Genomic DNA, 16,143 nt, shown 5'->3' on the forward strand with positions numbered 1-16,143 from the left:
CGATAGCGTTTTAAAAAACCCGGTCTCCGGGTTTTTTTTTGCCTGCGTAAAATCAGACACGCCTGCTTGTCTGCAACGCTGCTTTGCTGGCAAGCTGGCGACGATGAATGATGCGGAGCTTATTATGCTGTGGATTAATGGTCAGTTACAGGAACAGCTTTCGGTACTCGATCGGGGTACACAGTACGGCGACGGCTGTTTTACGACAGCCAGAGTATGCGATGGCGAGATTGTCTGGCTTGATCGACACGTCGCGCGTCTGCAACAGGCCGCGACGCGCTTATTATTTCCGACGCTGGATTGGGAAAGTCTGATCGCTGAAATGAAACAGGCAGCACTGGGACGAGCGGACGGCGTAGTGAAAGTGATGCTCACGCGGGGTGCCGGTGGGCGTGGCTATAGTGCCCAAGGCTGCACGCAGCCGACCCGAGTCGTCATGCAGGTTAGCTATCCTGCGCACTATGCCGACTGGCGTGAGCAGGGCATTAGCCTGAATCTCAGCCCTGTGGCGCTAGCTAAAAATCCGCTGCTGGCGGGCATAAAGCATCTGAATCGGCTCGAACAAGTGCTGATCCGCGCGCATCTTGACCAGACCTCAGCCGATGAGACCCTCGTGCTTGACACCTCTGGTACGCTAGTGGAATGCTGTGCCGCGAATTTATTCTGGCGTAAAGGGCACTGGGTCTATACGCCGGATTTATCCGAGTCAGGAGTGGATGGTGTTGCTCGACAGCATATTATTGCCTCGCTGGCAGAGTCTGATTTCGAGCTACAGATCGTCAGCGAACCCTTAATTGCACTGTCCGATGCGGACGAAGTGCTGGTTTGCAATGCATTAATGCCGATCGTCCCTGTAAATCAGGCGCACCTCTGGCGTTATCACTCCCGAGAGCTTTATCAATTTCTAAGTCCTGACTGCTAGTAGATGGTTGATTTATGAAGAAAAAGAAAATTGGTTTGCTGATTATCACTGCCGTTGTGCTGATATTACTAGTCGCATGGCAGAAAATGCAGCGTTTTGCTGATTCTCCATTGGCTATCGAAAAGGAAACTATCTTTACGCTTCCGGCTGGTACGGGAAGAGAAGGGCTGGAAACGTTGCTTCTCGATCAGAAAATTATCACTGATGACACATTTTTTCCGTGGCTGCTGCGTTTTGAACCTGAATTGGCAAAATTCAAAGCAGGTACGTATCGCCTGACTTCGGGCATGACCGTGCGCGAGATGCTGGCGCTGCTGTCCAGCGGAAGAGAAGCGCAATTTTCCATCCGTTTTGTCGAAGGCTCACGCTTGAAAGAGTGGCTGGTCACGCTGCAACAAGCACCTTATATCAAGCATTCACTGGCCGATAAAACCGAACAGGACGTCGCCACCCAGTTGGAAATCAAAGATAAGCCTAACCCGGAAGGCTGGTTTTATCCTGATACGTATTTATACACGGCAGGTACAAGCGATATCGCCCTGTTGCAGCGTGCGCATCAGCGCATGAAAAAAACGGTGGATGAGGTCTGGAAAGGGCGCGAAGAAGGATTACCGTATAAGACACCGGACGAATTACTGACGATGGCGTCAATCATTGAAAAAGAAACGGCGATCAATGAAGAACGTACTCAGGTCGCCTCCGTTTTTGTCAATCGCCTACGGCTTGGTATGCGTTTGCAGACTGACCCTACAGTGATTTATGGCATGGGTGATGACTATAAAGGTGTGATAACCCGTAAAGCATTAGACACGCCGACGCCTTACAATACATATGTCATCTCCGGCTTGCCGCCGACGCCAATTGCGATGCCGGGGAAAGCCTCATTGGATGCGGCTGCGCATCCTGCCAAAACGTCATACCTGTATTTTGTGGCAGATGGAAAAGGCGGACACAGTTTTACCACTAACCTTGCAGACCATAATCGTGCTGTGAGGGTATACCGCTCAGCGTTAAAGGAACGGGATGAACAGTAAATTTATCGTCATTGAAGGATTGGAAGGCGCAGGGAAGACCACCGCACGCAATATCGTCGTGGAAACGCTGCGGTCACATGGTGTGAAAGACGTAGTGTTCACGCGAGAGCCAGGTGGTACGCCGCTGGCAGAGAAACTGCGTGAGCTTATCAAGCAAGGTATAGCCGATGAGAAGGTCACTGACAAAGCAGAAGTCCTGATGTTATACGCGGCCAGAGTACAGCTGGTGGACAACGTCATCAAACCGGCGCTGGCGAATGGAAACTGGGTCATCGGCGATCGTCACGATCTCTCTTCACAAGCTTATCAGGGCGGTGGACGTGGGATCGATCAGCAACTTCTCCGCTCACTGCGCGATACCGTGCTGGGCGATTTTCGGCCTGACCTGACGCTCTATCTTGATCTGCCGCCAGCCATTGGCTTACAACGTGCGCGCCAGCGCGGCGAGCTGGATCGGATTGAGCAGGAGTCGCTGGCTTTCTTTGATCGCACCCGTTCCCGCTATCAGGAACTGGCGGCGGAGGATGACAGCATCCTGACGATCGATGCCTCACAGCCTATTGATGCCGTTAGTGCGGATATTCAGGCGACGTTACAGCAATGGTTGCAGCAACAAGGGTTGCAGCCTGTTGCGCGGGGGCAGAGCTGATGGATTGGTATCCGTGGCTGAATGCATCCTATCGGCAACTTATCGGCCAATATCAGGCGGGCAGGGGGCATCATGCGGTGTTGCTGCATGCGCTGCCGGGCATGGGCGATGAGTCGCTGATTTATGCGCTGAGCCGTTGGCTGATCTGCCAGCAGCCTGATGGGATGAAAAGCTGCGGCAAGTGTCACTCTTGTAACCTGATGACCGCAGGAACGCATCCAGACTGGCATGTGCTGAGCCCAGAGAAAGGCAAGCAAAGCCTGGGCGTCGATCCCGTGCGTGACGTCGTGGAAAAAGTGTATCAACACTCCCGACAAGGCGGAGCAAAAGTGATCTGGCTGGCTGCCGCTGAGCAACTGACAGAGGCTGCCGCCAATGCACTGCTGAAAACGCTGGAAGAACCGCCGCAGAATACCTTCTTTTTATTTGGCTGCCGTGAACCAGCCCGGTTATTGGCTACTTTGCGCAGCCGTTGTTTGTATCATTATCTTGATGTCCCAAATGAGACGCAGAGCGTGCTGTGGCTGAATGCTCGCCATCGCCATGACAGCAAGGCATTGCGCACGGCATTGAGATTACAATCGGGTGCGCCGCTAGCCGCCGAGGCGTTATTGCAGCCAGAGCGTTGGAAACAGCGTAGCGCGCTGTGTCAGGCGTTTTCTGCCGCGCTGACTTCGCGAGATCAGCTCTCATTGATATCACAGCTAAATCATGACGATGCGGATATTCGTATTCATTGGTTGGCTGCGCTACTGCTGGACGCCATGAAATGGCAGCAGGGTGCGAATGAGCATTTAGTGAATCAGGATCAGATCGAACTGGTTGAGCGTCTGGCACGCGAACCTTCCGCACATTTGCAGTATGAGCTGCAGCAGTGGCTGGCTTGTCGGCAAAAATTGCTGACCGTCACGGGCGTGAACCGGGAACTGCTGCTGACGGAACGCCTGCTTGATGGAGAGCGCACACTTGCTTCATCGGTTAAGCGCGACATCCCCCCTTTTTCTGTTTAATTACTATTGAGTAAATATCATGTTGTTAGTGGATTCCCACTGTCATCTTGACGGTTTGGATTATGAGTCATTGCATAAAGATGTCTCCGATGTGCTGGATAAAGCGAAAAGCCGTGATGTCGGCTTCCTTCTGGCGGTGGCGACAACGCTGCCCGGCTATCGTGCCATGGTTGAGTTAATTGGCGAGCGCGATAACGTGGCCTTTTCCTGCGGCGTTCATCCGCTCAATCAGGAAGCCCCTTATGATTATGCCGAGCTGCGTGAACTAGCCAGCGCCAGCCGTGTGGTGGCAATGGGGGAAACGGGTCTGGACTATTTCTATCAGCAGGAGACGAAGGCCCAGCAGCAAGCGTCGTTTCGCGAACACATTCGTATAGGCAATGACCTGAACAAACCGGTCATCGTGCATACGCGTGCTGCCCGTGAAGATACGTTGGCAATTCTACGTGACGAGCAGGCGGAGAAATGCAGCGGCGTTCTGCACTGTTTTACGGAAGATTTGATCACGGCAAAAGCGCTGCTGGACATGGGGTTCTATATCTCGTTTTCTGGGATCGTCACGTTCCGCAATGCAGAAGAACTGCGTGACGTCGCGCGTTACGTACCGCTGGATCGGATGCTGATTGAGACCGATTCCCCTTGGCTCGCGCCGGTTCCGTTCCGAGGTCAGGAAAACCAGCCCGCGTATGTACGCGATGTAGCAGAATATCTCGCTGTACTGAAAGGCACATCGTTGGAAACCCTCGCTGCCGCCACGACAGAAAACTTCTCCCGCCTGTTTCACATCGATCCGGCTCGGTTGACCGCCGCGCAATAGTGGCTGAAAATAGCCGAGTTTTTTTTATCCGTGTAATTAATAGCGCTTCATCATCCCCTTGATTAGGTTTTTCCTCTTCAGGGGGACGTGTTTTTTAGCGATATATCACAGAAAAGTGCAATATCTGTTCGATCTCAGCCTGTTGGCTTGTGGAAACGTGATAGCAATCAAACATTGTGAACGCTATTTATTTTACTCTGCGTAAAAATTAAAGGGGGCTAAGACACCCCAACTCGCAAAGGCCATCCTCCCCGTCTTTGCATATATGAAGTATCAGAAGTAAAAGCACTATTACTCAGGAGCACACTCAATTATGTTCAAGAATGCATTCGCAAACCTGCAAAAAGTAGGTAAGTCGCTAATGCTGCCCGTATCCGTACTCCCTATCGCAGGTATCCTGCTGGGTGTCGGTTCGGCCAATTTTAGCTGGTTGCCTGAAATTGTCTCCAGCGTCATGGCACAGGCCGGTGACTCGGTGTTTGCCAACATGCCGTTGATTTTTGCTATTGGTGTTGCCCTGGGCTTCACTAATAACGACGGTGTTTCCGCACTGGCGGCGGTGGTGGCTTATGGCATCATGGTCAAAACCATGGCCGCGATTGCGCCGCTGGTTCTTAATCTGCCGGCTGCCGAGATTACGGCGAAGCATCTGGCGGATACCGGTGTTCTGGGCGGGATCATTGCCGGTGCGATTGCCGCGTATATGTTTAACCGTTTCTACCGCATTCAACTGCCTGAGTATCTGGGCTTCTTTGCCGGTAAACGTTTTGTGCCGATTATTTCTGGCCTGACGGCGATCATTACTGGTGCTGTGCTGTCTTTCATATGGCCACCGGTCGGTAGCGCTATCCAAACGTTTTCACATTGGGCTGCGAATGAGAACCCGATGTTGGCATTCGGTATCTATGGGGTCGTTGAACGTTCTCTGGTACCGTTTGGTCTGCACCATATCTGGAACGTACCTTTCCAAATGCAGGTGGGTGAATTCACCAATGCGGCGGGTCAGGTTTTCCACGGTGATATCCCACGTTACATCGCGGGTGACCCGACTGCGGGTAAACTGTCCGGCGGTTTCTTGTTTAAAATGTACGGCTTGCCAGCTGCTGCTATTGCTATCTGGCATTCAGCGAAGCCAGAGAACCGCGCGAAAGTGGGCGGCATCATGATCTCTGCGGCGCTGACCTCGTTCCTGACGGGTATCACTGAGCCGATTGAGTTCTCCTTCATGTTCGTTGCGCCGATTCTGTATGTGATCCATGCGATTCTGGCAGGTCTGGCATTCCCAATCTGTATCCTGTTGGGTATGCGTGATGGCACAAGCTTCTCTCACGGTCTGATCGACTTCGTGGTACTGAGCGGCAACGGTAGCAACCTGTGGCTGTTCCCGATTGTGGGTCTGTGCTATGCGCTGATTTACTACACCATTTTCCGCGTTCTGATTGCCAAACTGAATCTGAAAACGCCGGGCCGTGAAGATAGCGCCTCTGAGCAAACCTCACAGGACAGCACTGAAATGGCTGCCGCACTGGTTAGCGCATTTGGTGGTAAAGAAAACATCACTAACCTGGATGCGTGCATCACCCGTCTGCGTGTTAGCGTAGGCGATGTGGCTAAAGTTGATCAGGCAGGCCTGAAAAAACTGGGTGCAGCAGGTGTGGTTGTGGCAGGTTCCGGTGTTCAGGCCATTTTCGGTACCAAATCCGATAATCTGAAAACCGACATGGACGACTACATCCGTAACCACTGATGTGTTGTTGGGGAGTGGTAAAAAGGGGCGAAGGCCCCTTTTTTTATGGTCAGAACCGCCTTATCCCTCTTCCTGAGACTGCCGGGCGTAAACCACCAGACGCAGATGGCGATCTTCATCGATGGTTAGCGAAGTATGTTCGAAAGCTTCAGCCTTGCCGTCGATCATCAGTTGCCGCACGCCGCTGCACGGAGCGTGTACCTCATGCTGCCGCCACCACGTTTTGAAATCTGGCGATACCCGTTCCAGCTCGTCCACCAGTTCATGAATGTCTGCTTCCTGCGTCGCGCGTGCGAAATCGCGGCGAAAACTCGACAGCATCTGTGGAGCCTGTTGCTCCCAGCCGATGAATCGCTCATGCAGTAACGGGTCGGTGAACAAGAGCCAGAGTAGATTACGTCTTTCTGGAGGATGGGCGTCGAAGCTGAAAAGCTGATTCGCCGGTTCATTGAAGGTCAACACATCCCAGCGCAGGTTGAGGATATAGGCCGGATGCGGAGCCAGATCGTGCATTAGACGCCGTACCAGCGGCGGCACGACGCACCACGTCTTACCCGGTTCGGCAGGCGGTCGCTCATGTGCCAGCAGGAACAGATGGCGGCGTTCAGCGGCATCGAGTTTTAGCACCCGTGCCAGGCTGTCCAGAAATGCTGCCGACACACCGATATCACGTCCCTGTTCGAGCCAGGTGTACCACGTCAGGCCAACGCCAGCCAATGCCGCCACTTCTTCGCGTCTTAAACCCGGCGTGCGCCGTCTTCCTCCGCTAGGCAAGCCCACGTCGGCGGGTGACACCCGTTCACGGCGCGCGCGCAAAAATGCAGCCAGATCGTGGCGAGTTCTTTCCAATGTTCGCATCGTTTACCGCATTGCTTTTAGTAATAGCATAAGTGGTTAAATTGTAATTGTTTAAAAAGGATTTGAGAATGGCGGCGTCATTATTTTCGATACGCAACTTCTCGATATGCAAGGAGACACAAGATGAACTCAAATTATCGCGCGTCGGCATTGCCTGCGCCAGCCGTCAACAGCCCGCCATGGCTTGGCCTCTCTGTGCTGCTGATGGCCGGTTTTGTCACTATCTTCGACCTGTTCGTGGTCAATGTCGCGATTCCCAGCATGCAGGCCGATCTGGGCGCTAGCTTCGCGCAAATTGGTTTCATCGTAGCGGGTTATGAACTGGCTTTCGGCGTACTGCTGATTACGGGCGGGCGGCTGGGGGATGTATTTGGCCGACGCCGGCTGTTTGTGGTGGGCATGGCCGGGTTTACGCTCGCCTCTGCGCTGTGTGGTTTAGCGCCCAGTGCGGGGTTTCTGATCGGTGCTCGCATTTTGCAGGGACTGGCGGCCGCTTTACTGTTTCCACAGGTTTATGCCTCTATCCGCGTCAATTTCGACGGTGACGATAGTCGCCGTGCCTTCGGTCTTCTGGGCATGACGCTGGGGCTCGCCGCTATCGCGGGTCAGATACTGGGGGGATGGCTGGTGCATGCCAATCTGTTCGGGTTGGGCTGGCGCAGTATCTTTCTTATCAATGTACCCATTGGCCTGTTGGCTATCGCGGCTGCACGATTTATTCCTGAGTCCCGGACGCCGCAGCGCCCTTCGCTGGACTGGATGGGTGTGGCGTTGGTCAGCGTTGGGCTGACGCTGCTGCTGGTGCCGCTGATTGAAGGACCGGGACAAGGGTGGCCAGCATGGAGCCTGTGGATGTTGGCCACCGCAACGCTCTTGTTAGCGCTGTTTTACCGTCAGCAGGAACGTCGACAGCGGTCGGGGCATCTTCCGCTGGTGGATATGCGTCTGCTCCTACAGCGCCGTTTCCTGCTGGGTGTGTTGCTGGTGCTACTGGTGTATTCCACATCCAGCTCATTTTTCCTGTGCTTTGCTTTGCTGGTGCAAACAGGGCTGGGGCTTGATCCTTTCCTTGCAGGAAGTATTTTCGCGCCGTGCAGCGTGGGTTTCGTTCTGGCATCGCTGGCTGCACCACGTCTGGTTGCCCGCTGGGGCACGGTTGCTATCGTCGCGGGGGCGCTGGTTTATGCTGTCTCGATCGGCCTGTTGATTATGCAGGTGCAGCTAGCGGGGGCCGATCTGGTGGCCGTTCGGCTGATCCCTGTGCTGGTGGTGGTCGGGGCAGGCCAGGGCTTCATCATGACGCCGCTGTTGAATCTGGTGTTAGGGTTTGTGGATGAGGTTCAGGCGGGTATGGCATCGGGCGTGATCTCGACGGTTCAGCAGGTTGGGGCGGCGCTGGGTGTGGCCGTGGTGGGTATTCTGTTTGGTACTGCACTGGCGACAGGCGATGACGCAGTTGCACAAGCGGGCCAATACGTTTCAGCCTTTGTGGCGGGAATGCTCTACAACCTGGTTGCGGCTCTGTTGGTCTGCATCCTGTTGCTGATGCTGGTGAGAACGCAGCGGTCATTCGGTTGATGGGAAGGCGCACACACGAATTTTCGATGGATGATGCGAAATCCTTATCGTAGCGGCGGTAGCGTCGCTGTTTTCGGGAGAAGGCGGGCGTATTTCTGGTTTTTACTGGGAGTCGTATTTTGACCACCCGCACCAGAAATAGACGAAGAAGGTTGAAAGAAATGGAATATGTCACTCATACTGCCTACATAACGTCGTTCAACGCCAGCTTTAACAAGGAAATCAATCATGGCTGAAGAAACCATTTTTAGTAAAATCATCCGCCGGGAAATTCCTGCCGATATCGTGTATCAGGATGAACTGGTCACCGCCTTCCGTGACATCGCGCCTCGCACGCCAACCCATATCCTGATCATCCCGAACGTCTTGATCCCGACCGTTAACGACACGGCTCCCGAGCATGAGGCGGCACTGGGACGTATGGTGACGGTCGCGGGTAAAATTGCGCAGCAGGAAGGTATTGCAGAAGACGGCTATCGCCTGATCATTAACTGCAACCGACACGGCGGGCAGGAGGTTTATCACATCCATATGCATTTGCTGGGTGGTCGCGCATTAGGGCCTTTGCTGGCGAACTAGATCTTATAAAACCAGACCCTATAGAACCAGGTTCGATAGTCATGGGTCGACTGTCGTGCGAGAAAACCATCATGCGAGAACATCATGCGTAACCCGATGCTTTTTCTGTCCGCGTGTTTGATGGTTGGGCTGCTGGCTGGCTGTAGCGCGCCAAAAGTACTGACCATCAATGAACGGCAAACGCTGGTACTAGATGCACCTGTGTTATCGGCCGGTATTACCGCGGGGAACCCGTCGCTGGATTCAGAAAATGGCCGGCTGCGCGCGTCTTCCGCCGTCAGCAACGACGCTTCACACGCGGTGACCGTGCATTACCGTTTCTATTGGTATGATGAAAACGGGCTGGATGTGCTGCCTTTTGAAGAGGTGCAGTCCATTGAAATCCCGCCACAGACGGAAATGACGGTTTTTTCCACGCGCAGCAGTCCCAATGCGCGTCAGGTTCGTCTTCATCTGTTTTTGTAATGGTGTGCAGAGAGAGAATATATGAAAAAGTATCTAGGGGTGATGCTGGCGACATTGGTACTAACAGGGTGCCCCAGCCATCCGCCGGAACCGACCGAACCGCCTGCGACGATTGAGCCCGTTGAGCCGCAAGTGCCGACTACGCCAACGCCGCCGCCGGGGGAATCTGTACCGCAACCGCCAAAAATCCAGACGTTGAACTGGGAAGCCAGCATTAATCCGCTGGTGGCGCAAATGCTGAAAGCCGATGGCGTCACGCCGGGCAGCATCCTGCTGGTGGATAGCGTGAAAAATAACACCAACGGCTCACTGCCGATAGCGAAAGCAACAGGGGCGTTGTACAGCGCGTTATCCTCCGGTAAAGCATTTACGCTGGTGCCGCGCGAGCAGTTGGCTGCCGCGAAACAAACGCTGGGTCTGTCGGTTGATGACAGTTTAGGATCGCGTAGCAAAGCGATTGGTCTGGCACGTTATGTCAGCGCGCAGTATGTGCTGTACAGCGACGTCAGTGGTGATGTGAAATCGCCGCAGCTCGACATGCAACTGATGCTGGTGCAGACCGGTGAAATTGTGTGGTCAGGTAATGGCGCCGTTCAGCATTAAGCAGGCAGGCATCCAGCAGCAGCTGACTGCGACGATCCAGAAACATTTCCCAGCTGTGGAGATGGCGGATATTCGCTTTGAACTGGTTGGTGGACTGAGTAGTAAAAGCTGGCGTATCCGTGGGCCGGACATCGAATGGCTTGCGCGTCGACAGTCGCCAATCGAGCGGAAAATGGGCGTCGATCGCCAGCGCGAATTCGCCTTGCTGCGGCAGATGTCGGCGATAGGTCTTGCGCCACGGCCGCGACTGTGGCGTGACGGCTGGCTGATCGTCGAGTGGGTACCGGGGCGGATTGCCACCGCTGATGAGTTCCTGATGATGCTGGCTAATGGCGAAGTGGCCCGCCTGTTGTCTCAGCTTCATCGCCAGCCGCGTAGCGGTCATCCTCTCGATCTCAAAGTGCTCTTCGCGCAGCACTGGCAGTTGATGGATCCGCGCCGCCGTTCGCCCGCGTTATTGCGTGCCCACCATTATTTTCAGCGTGCGGCGCTACCCACGCCTTTGGCGCTCGCTCCTCTCCACCTCGATGTGCATGCTGAAAATCTGCTGATTACCCCACAAGAAACGATGCTGATTGACTGGGAATATGCCTCAGATGGTGATATTGCCTTTGAACTGGCGTTCATTGTGCGAGCCAGTCAGATGGAAAGCATGGCGCAAACGCATTTTCTACAGAGCTACCAGCGACATCGGCGAGGGTTTTCCGTGAGCCGCCTCCAGCAACAGATGATGCAGTGGTTCCCCTGGGTCGATTATCTGGTATTGATGTGGTTTGAGGTTCGCTGGCAGCAAACGAAGAACCCTGAATTTTTAGCGGAAATTCCCGCGCTCTATCATCGGTTACAACAATATCATTGGCTATAGTCGTGCCATCGGCTATAGCCAGGCTGACGGTATGACTTGTGTGGTAAAGATCATTTCATTAAGCAGTACACTCTAAAGAATGAGGTTTTTGTGGGTCCGGTAATGTTAGACGTTGCCAGCTATGAGCTGGATGCAGAAGATCGTGAAGTGCTGGAACATCCGCTGGTTGGCGGCGTGATTCTGTTTACCCGTAATTTTCATGATGCGGCGCAGTTACGTGAATTGGTGCGTCAAATCCGCGCGGCGTCGCGCGAACGCCTTGTAGTGTCCGTGGATCAGGAAGGCGGACGGGTTCAGCGTTTTCGTGACGGGTTTACTCGTCTGCCTGCCGCGCAGGCGTTCGCGGCATTAAACAGCGAGTCAGAAGCCCTGCGTTTGGCGGAAGAGGGTGGCTGGCTGATGGCGGCAGAAATGATCGCCATGGATATCGATATTAGCTTTGCGCCAGTGCTGGATATCGGCCACCAGAGCGCGGCGATTGGTGAGCGTTCATTCCATGCCAATCCAGAGACGGCGCTGGCCGTAGCGCAGAGTTTTATTCGCGGTATGCATAGCGCGGGTATGAAGGTCACGGGTAAGCACTTCCCCGGCCACGGTGCGGTCAGCGCCGATTCACATAAAGAAACCCCGCGCGATCCGCGTCCGCTTGCAGAAATTCGCGCACACGACATGCTAATTTTTAAAGAACTGATCCAGCGCCAGCAGTTGGATGCCATCATGCCTGCCCACGTGATTTATACGGAGGCCGATCCGCATCCAGCCAGTGGTTCGCCCTATTGGCTCAAAACGGTGTTGCGTGAAGAGCTGGGTTTTGATGGCATCATTTTCTCCGACGATCTCTCGATGGAAGGTGCCGCTGTGATGGGCAGTTATCCCGAGCGGGCGCAGGCGGCGTTGCAGGCAGGATGTGACATGATTCTGGTTTGCAATCATCGTGAAGGGGCGGTCAGCGTGCTGGATAACCTGTCCCCGGTCAAAGCGGATCAACTGATGCGCTTATATCATCAGGGTTCGTTTTCTCGTCGGGAACTGCTGGATTCGCCACGCTGGAAGCAGGCGAATCAGGCGCTCACATTGCTCAGCGAGCGCTGGCAGGCGCATATACACTAAATAATTCGAGTTGCGTGAAGGCGGCAACTGCGCGAATCCCCAGGAGCTTACTTAGGTAAGTGACTGGGGTGAGTAAGGGAAGCCAACGCACAAGCAGCTTGAAGTATGACGGGTATAAAAATGGCGAGAAATAGGCAACTTAGTCTGCGGTGAGGATGAAAGATGATTATCTATTTACACGGTTTTGACTCGACCAGCCCCGGCAACCATGAAAAGGTCTTGCAGCTTCAGTTTATTGATGAAGATGTACGATTGATTAGCTACAGCACGTTGCATCCGCGTCATGATATGCAACATCTGCTAAAGCAGGTGGATAAGACGATTCAGCAGTCTGATGACGATCGTCCGCTGATCTGTGGCGTGGGGTTGGGGGGCTTCTGGGCCGAACGCGTCGGTTTCCTGTGTGATATACGACAAGTCATCGTTAATCCTAACCTTTTCCCGCAGGAAAATATGAGCGGGAAAATCGATCGCCCAGAAGAGTATCTGGATATCGCCACGAAGTGCGTGGCGAACTTTCGTGAAAAGAACCGCGATCGCTGCATGGTGATGCTTTCCCGTCAGGATGAAATGCTCGATAGTCAGCGTAGCGCGCAGACGTTGGGAGCGTATTACGAGATCGTCTGGGATGATATTCAGACGCATAAATTCAAAAGCATCTCCCCCCATTTGCAGCGAATAAAAGCCTTCAAAACGCTCGGTTAACCCTGCGTTAGCGATGACCTGTTCATCGCGGCTGTCGTTCCTTCTGATACCCTTATTTGAGGGGGAACAGGAGGAATGACGCAATTTATTTACTTTCCTTAGTTCATCCAGCGGCGCAGATGCGCACGATTCAGCATTTTCTCTTCGCGCGGATTTCTGCTAATTCACTGAAATAAAGATGGAATTTTCTCGCTAAAAACCTGCCTGACAAAATAAATTGATATATATCAATTTTGGTATGACCAAATAACCTAGCGTGCTATTCTTGCAGCAGATATCAGGCTTAACTTACGCGAACCCTATGTTATATAAGGATATTATTTTTTACTCTTTATTAACGATTGGTTCACATTTTAGGGGGTCATTTTGACATCACCAACCAAAAAAATTGTCATTGTCGGCGGGGGAGCTGGCGGGCTTGAACTCGCAACGAGTTTGGGCCACAAGTTAGGACGCAAGAAAAAAGCGGAGATTACGCTGGTGGATCGTAACCATAGCCACCTGTGGAAACCGCTGCTGCATGAAGTGGCGACAGGCTCGCTGGACGACGATATGGATGCGCTGAGCTATCTGGCGCACGCCCGCAATCACTATTTCCAGTTCCAACTGGGCATGCTGACGGATATCGATCGTGAAGCGCAGCAGATTCAACTGGCTGAAGTGTGTGACGAGCAAGGCGATGTGCTGGTTGCCGCGCGTCGTATCCCGTATGACATTTTGGTGGTGGCATTAGGCAGTACCTCAAATGACTTCGGTACGCCGGGCGTGAAAGATCACTGTATTTTTCTGGATAACCCGAAACAAGCCCGCCGTTTCCATAATGAAATGCTGAATTTGTTCCTGAAATTCACAGCAAATCAGGAAGAAAAAGAGCGCGTGAACATCGCGATTGTGGGCGGCGGCGCGACAGGAGTCGAACTGTCTGCGGAGCTGCATAACGCGGTGAAACAGCTGCACAGCTACGGCTTTGACGGACTGGATAACCAAACGCTGAATGTGACGCTGGTGGAAGCGGGCGAACGTATTCTGCCTGCGCTGCCGCCACGTATTTCAGCGGCTGCACATCAGGAACTGAACAATATTGGCGTCCGTGTGCTGACGAAAACCATGGTGACCAGCGCAGAAAGTGGCGGTCTGAATACCAAGGACGGTGAATTTATCGAAGCCGATCTGATGGTTTGGGCGGCGGGTATCAAGGCACCGGATGCGATGAAAGAGATTGCGGGTCTGGAAACGAACCGGATTAACCAGTTAGTGGTTGAGCCGACGTTGCAGACGACGCGCGATCCCAACATTTTCGCCATTGGCGACTGCGCCTCCTGCCCGCAGGAAGGCGGCGGTTTTGTACCACCGCGCGCGCAGGCCGCTCACCAGATGGCATCACGTTGCCACAGCAATATCATCGCATTGCTGAACGGGCAAACGCTGAAGCCTTACGTCTATAAAGATCACGGTTCGCTGGTTTCGCTGTCTAAATTCAGTACGGTTGGCAGCCTGATGGGGAACCTGATGCGGGGCTCCGTAATGGTAGAAGGACGGATTGCACGTTTCGTGTATATCTCCCTGTACCGCATGCACCAGGTTGCTCTGCATGGCTATGTTAAAACAGGCCTGATGATGCTGGTCGGTGGGATCAACCGGGTGATTCGCCCGCGTCTGAAGCTGCATTAATCGATCTTTGCTGACCTCTTTCTGATACGGGCATGAACGCAATTTCATGCCCGTATTCTTTTCTGCCAGCGGTCATCTTATTCTTACTCAGTAGCCCTCTTTTTCCGTCAATCTACTCACAATCGCCTGTTTCTGAGCCGTAGCGCGATAGGCTACTTTGCTGATATGGCAGTATAAAATATCGTCCTATTACCAATTCCAGTTAAGATAATTCCCAAATGACGCTTTTATGTTACGAATCTGACACTTTTGGTCAATTAGTCTTATTGCGAGAGTGCGAAACATTGTGCAGACTTTCCACTGTTTACAGATGGCGTAGCACGCACGCCAAAAATTCTGAATGCTGATATTCAGAAGGAACCACCGGATTCATCGCGTTAAACGCGAGCTGGCGTAAAACAAGATTTACGGCAGGATTGCAGGTGGGGAATGCGTGAGAATAGATTCGGGAGGTATCCTGTGAACAAATCAATGTTAGCGGGTGTAGGTATTGGTGTGGCTGCTGCATTGGGTGTGGCGGCGGTGGCGAGTATGGATGTATTTTCCTCTAAACCTCAGTTTGCACAGGTGCTAACAGCAACACCAATTAAAGAAACGGTTAAAACGCCTCGTCAGGAGTGCCGTAACGTGAGTGTGACGCATCGTCGTCCGGTACAGGATGAAAACCAGATTGCTGGATCGGTGCTGGGTGCTGTCGCGGGTGGTGTTCTGGGTCACCAGATTGGTGGCGGACGCGGTAAAGATATCGCGACGGTAGCGGGCGCGTTGGCAGGTGGTTATGCCGGCAACCGTGTACAAAGCGGTATGCAGGAAAATGATACGTACACGACGCAGCAACAGCGCTGTCAGACGGTGTACGACAAATCACAGAAAGTTTTGGGTTATGATGTCACCTATAAAATCGGCGACCAGCAGGGTAAAATCCGCATGGATCGCGATCCTGGTTCACAAATTCCAGTAGACCGAAACGGGCAATTAATCCTGAATCAGCAGAGTTAACTGACTTCTAACGTCTACGGTTTGCGCTGACACCTCTCTAAAAACCGCGAGACACCTGAAGAAGGTGCTCGCGGTTTTTTCATTCTCTGTTCTTTCTGCTTATAGGCTCTCCCTGCTTTCGGTTAGCTTCATGCTAAGGGATAGCAGCAAGGCGGTCGCAGCGAATCCCCCCGCCAGCCAAAGTGTCGCGATCGGGCCTGAACTATCTACGGCTTGACCACCGACCCACGATCCGAGCGCGATGCCAATATTAAAAACACTGACATACAGCGCGGAGGCGATCTCCACCAGCGGGGCGAATAGCGCAGCCAGCAGCGCGGGGAGTGAAATCATCAGGCCGGCGGTTCCGGTAGAAGTATGTAGCGTATCGGCAATCGGTGTTAGCAAGCCGACCGGAAGCATTTCCGTCGTGACGACAGAGAAGGTTGCAAGGCCGACGGCGACAACGGCCAGCCAGGAATGCTGTGCAGCAGCACCGATAGGGATAGAGGAAGACGTGTTCATGGTTCAGTCCTTAACAGGGGAAAGCAG

Annotated in this window: 16 protein-coding genes and 1 pseudogene; 15 read left to right on the forward strand and 2 right to left on the reverse strand. The window is 53.4% G+C overall.

The window, feature by feature from the left end; all coding sequences use genetic code 11:
* Positions 1-124: 124 nt before the first annotated feature.
* The 6 genes from pabC to ptsG all read left to right on the forward strand — a co-directional run bounded on the left by pabC (position 125) and on the right by ptsG (position 6,179).
* Positions 125-922, forward strand: coding sequence for an aminodeoxychorismate lyase (gene pabC, locus Q3A88_RS04170; protein WP_180786819.1), 798 nt, complete (start codon positions 125-127; stop codon positions 920-922).
* Positions 923-936: 14 nt separating this feature from the next.
* Positions 937-1,956, forward strand: coding sequence for an endolytic transglycosylase MltG (gene mltG / locus Q3A88_RS04175; RefSeq protein ID WP_317177461.1), 1,020 nt, complete (start codon positions 937-939; stop codon positions 1,954-1,956).
* Positions 1,946-2,605: a dTMP kinase gene (gene tmk / locus Q3A88_RS04180; protein WP_317177462.1), complete on the forward strand. Its 660-nt coding sequence runs from the start codon at positions 1,946-1,948 to the stop codon at positions 2,603-2,605. Before mltG ends, tmk begins: the two co-directional genes overlap by 11 nt.
* Positions 2,605-3,615 (forward strand): DNA polymerase III subunit delta', encoded by a 1,011-nt coding sequence (gene holB / locus Q3A88_RS04185; RefSeq protein ID WP_233990694.1) that lies wholly within the window; start codon positions 2,605-2,607, stop codon positions 3,613-3,615. The genes tmk and holB overlap by 1 nt, the downstream gene beginning before the upstream one ends.
* Before the next feature lie 19 nt (positions 3,616-3,634).
* The gene (locus Q3A88_RS04190; RefSeq protein WP_317177463.1) at positions 3,635-4,432 is read left to right on the forward strand and encodes a metal-dependent hydrolase; all 798 of its coding nucleotides are present in this window, start codon (positions 3,635-3,637) and stop codon (positions 4,430-4,432) included.
* A gap of 313 nt (positions 4,433-4,745) precedes the next feature.
* Entirely contained in the window at positions 4,746-6,179 is a 1,434-nt protein-coding gene (gene ptsG, locus Q3A88_RS04195) for a PTS glucose transporter subunit IIBC (RefSeq protein ID WP_039279798.1), read from the forward strand.
* A 60-nt stretch (positions 6,180-6,239) separates the two neighbouring features.
* Here ptsG and Q3A88_RS04200 read toward each other — a convergent pair whose 3' ends face one another.
* Complete coding sequence (locus Q3A88_RS04200) at positions 6,240-7,037, reverse strand: helix-turn-helix transcriptional regulator (RefSeq protein ID WP_317177464.1); 798 nt, start codon at positions 7,035-7,037, stop codon at positions 6,240-6,242.
* Positions 7,038-7,160: 123 nt separating this feature from the next.
* Here Q3A88_RS04200 and Q3A88_RS04205 point away from each other — a divergent pair, with 123 nt between their 5' ends.
* The 9 genes from Q3A88_RS04205 to Q3A88_RS04245 all read left to right on the forward strand — a co-directional run bounded on the left by Q3A88_RS04205 (position 7,161) and on the right by Q3A88_RS04245 (position 15,612).
* Positions 7,161-8,615, forward strand: coding sequence for an MFS transporter (locus Q3A88_RS04205; RefSeq protein WP_317177465.1), 1,455 nt, complete (start codon positions 7,161-7,163; stop codon positions 8,613-8,615).
* Positions 8,616-8,843: 228 nt separating this feature from the next.
* The gene (gene hinT / locus Q3A88_RS04210; RefSeq protein WP_010276226.1) at positions 8,844-9,194 is read left to right on the forward strand and encodes a purine nucleoside phosphoramidase; all 351 of its coding nucleotides are present in this window, start codon (positions 8,844-8,846) and stop codon (positions 9,192-9,194) included.
* An 84-nt stretch (positions 9,195-9,278) separates the two neighbouring features.
* Positions 9,279-9,659, forward strand: a complete 381-nt coding sequence (locus tag Q3A88_RS04215; RefSeq protein ID WP_039467971.1) for a YcfL family protein — start codon at positions 9,279-9,281, stop codon at positions 9,657-9,659.
* Between the two features lie 21 nt (positions 9,660-9,680).
* Positions 9,681-10,262 carry a penicillin-binding protein activator LpoB gene (gene lpoB, locus Q3A88_RS04220; RefSeq protein WP_014915832.1) on the forward strand — a complete coding sequence of 194 codons (582 nt, stop codon included), beginning with the start codon at positions 9,681-9,683 and terminating at the stop codon, positions 10,260-10,262.
* Positions 10,243-11,127 carry a thiamine kinase gene (gene thiK, locus Q3A88_RS04225; RefSeq protein ID WP_110164022.1) on the forward strand — a complete coding sequence of 295 codons (885 nt, stop codon included), beginning with the start codon at positions 10,243-10,245 and terminating at the stop codon, positions 11,125-11,127. The genes lpoB and thiK overlap by 20 nt, the downstream gene beginning before the upstream one ends.
* 90 nt (positions 11,128-11,217) lie before the next feature.
* A complete protein-coding gene (nagZ, locus tag Q3A88_RS04230) occupies positions 11,218-12,237 on the forward strand; it encodes a beta-N-acetylhexosaminidase (protein WP_110164021.1) in 1,020 nt (339 codons plus the stop codon).
* Positions 12,238-12,399: 162 nt separating this feature from the next.
* Positions 12,400-12,942 (forward strand): alpha/beta hydrolase YcfP, encoded by a 543-nt coding sequence (ycfP, locus tag Q3A88_RS04235; protein WP_039285958.1) that lies wholly within the window; start codon positions 12,400-12,402, stop codon positions 12,940-12,942.
* Positions 12,943-13,308: 366 nt separating this feature from the next.
* Positions 13,309-14,613, forward strand: coding sequence for an NAD(P)/FAD-dependent oxidoreductase (locus Q3A88_RS04240; protein WP_039499002.1), 1,305 nt, complete (start codon positions 13,309-13,311; stop codon positions 14,611-14,613).
* 459 nt (positions 14,614-15,072) lie between these two features.
* Positions 15,073-15,612 carry a glycine zipper 2TM domain-containing protein gene (locus Q3A88_RS04245; protein WP_014915828.1) on the forward strand — a complete coding sequence of 180 codons (540 nt, stop codon included), beginning with the start codon at positions 15,073-15,075 and terminating at the stop codon, positions 15,610-15,612.
* Between the two features lie 273 nt (positions 15,613-15,885).
* On the opposite strand, the pseudogene Q3A88_RS04250 reads toward Q3A88_RS04245, so the two are convergent.
* A pseudogene (locus tag Q3A88_RS04250) lies at positions 15,886-16,116 on the reverse strand (MFS transporter); the annotation flags it as partial.
* Positions 16,117-16,143: the final 27 nt, after the last annotated feature.

Origin of the sequence: Pectobacterium sp. HCp5_1 (assembly GCF_032905925.1) — a bacterium.
GTDB lineage: Bacteria > Pseudomonadota > Gammaproteobacteria > Enterobacterales > Enterobacteriaceae > Pectobacterium > Pectobacterium brasiliense_A.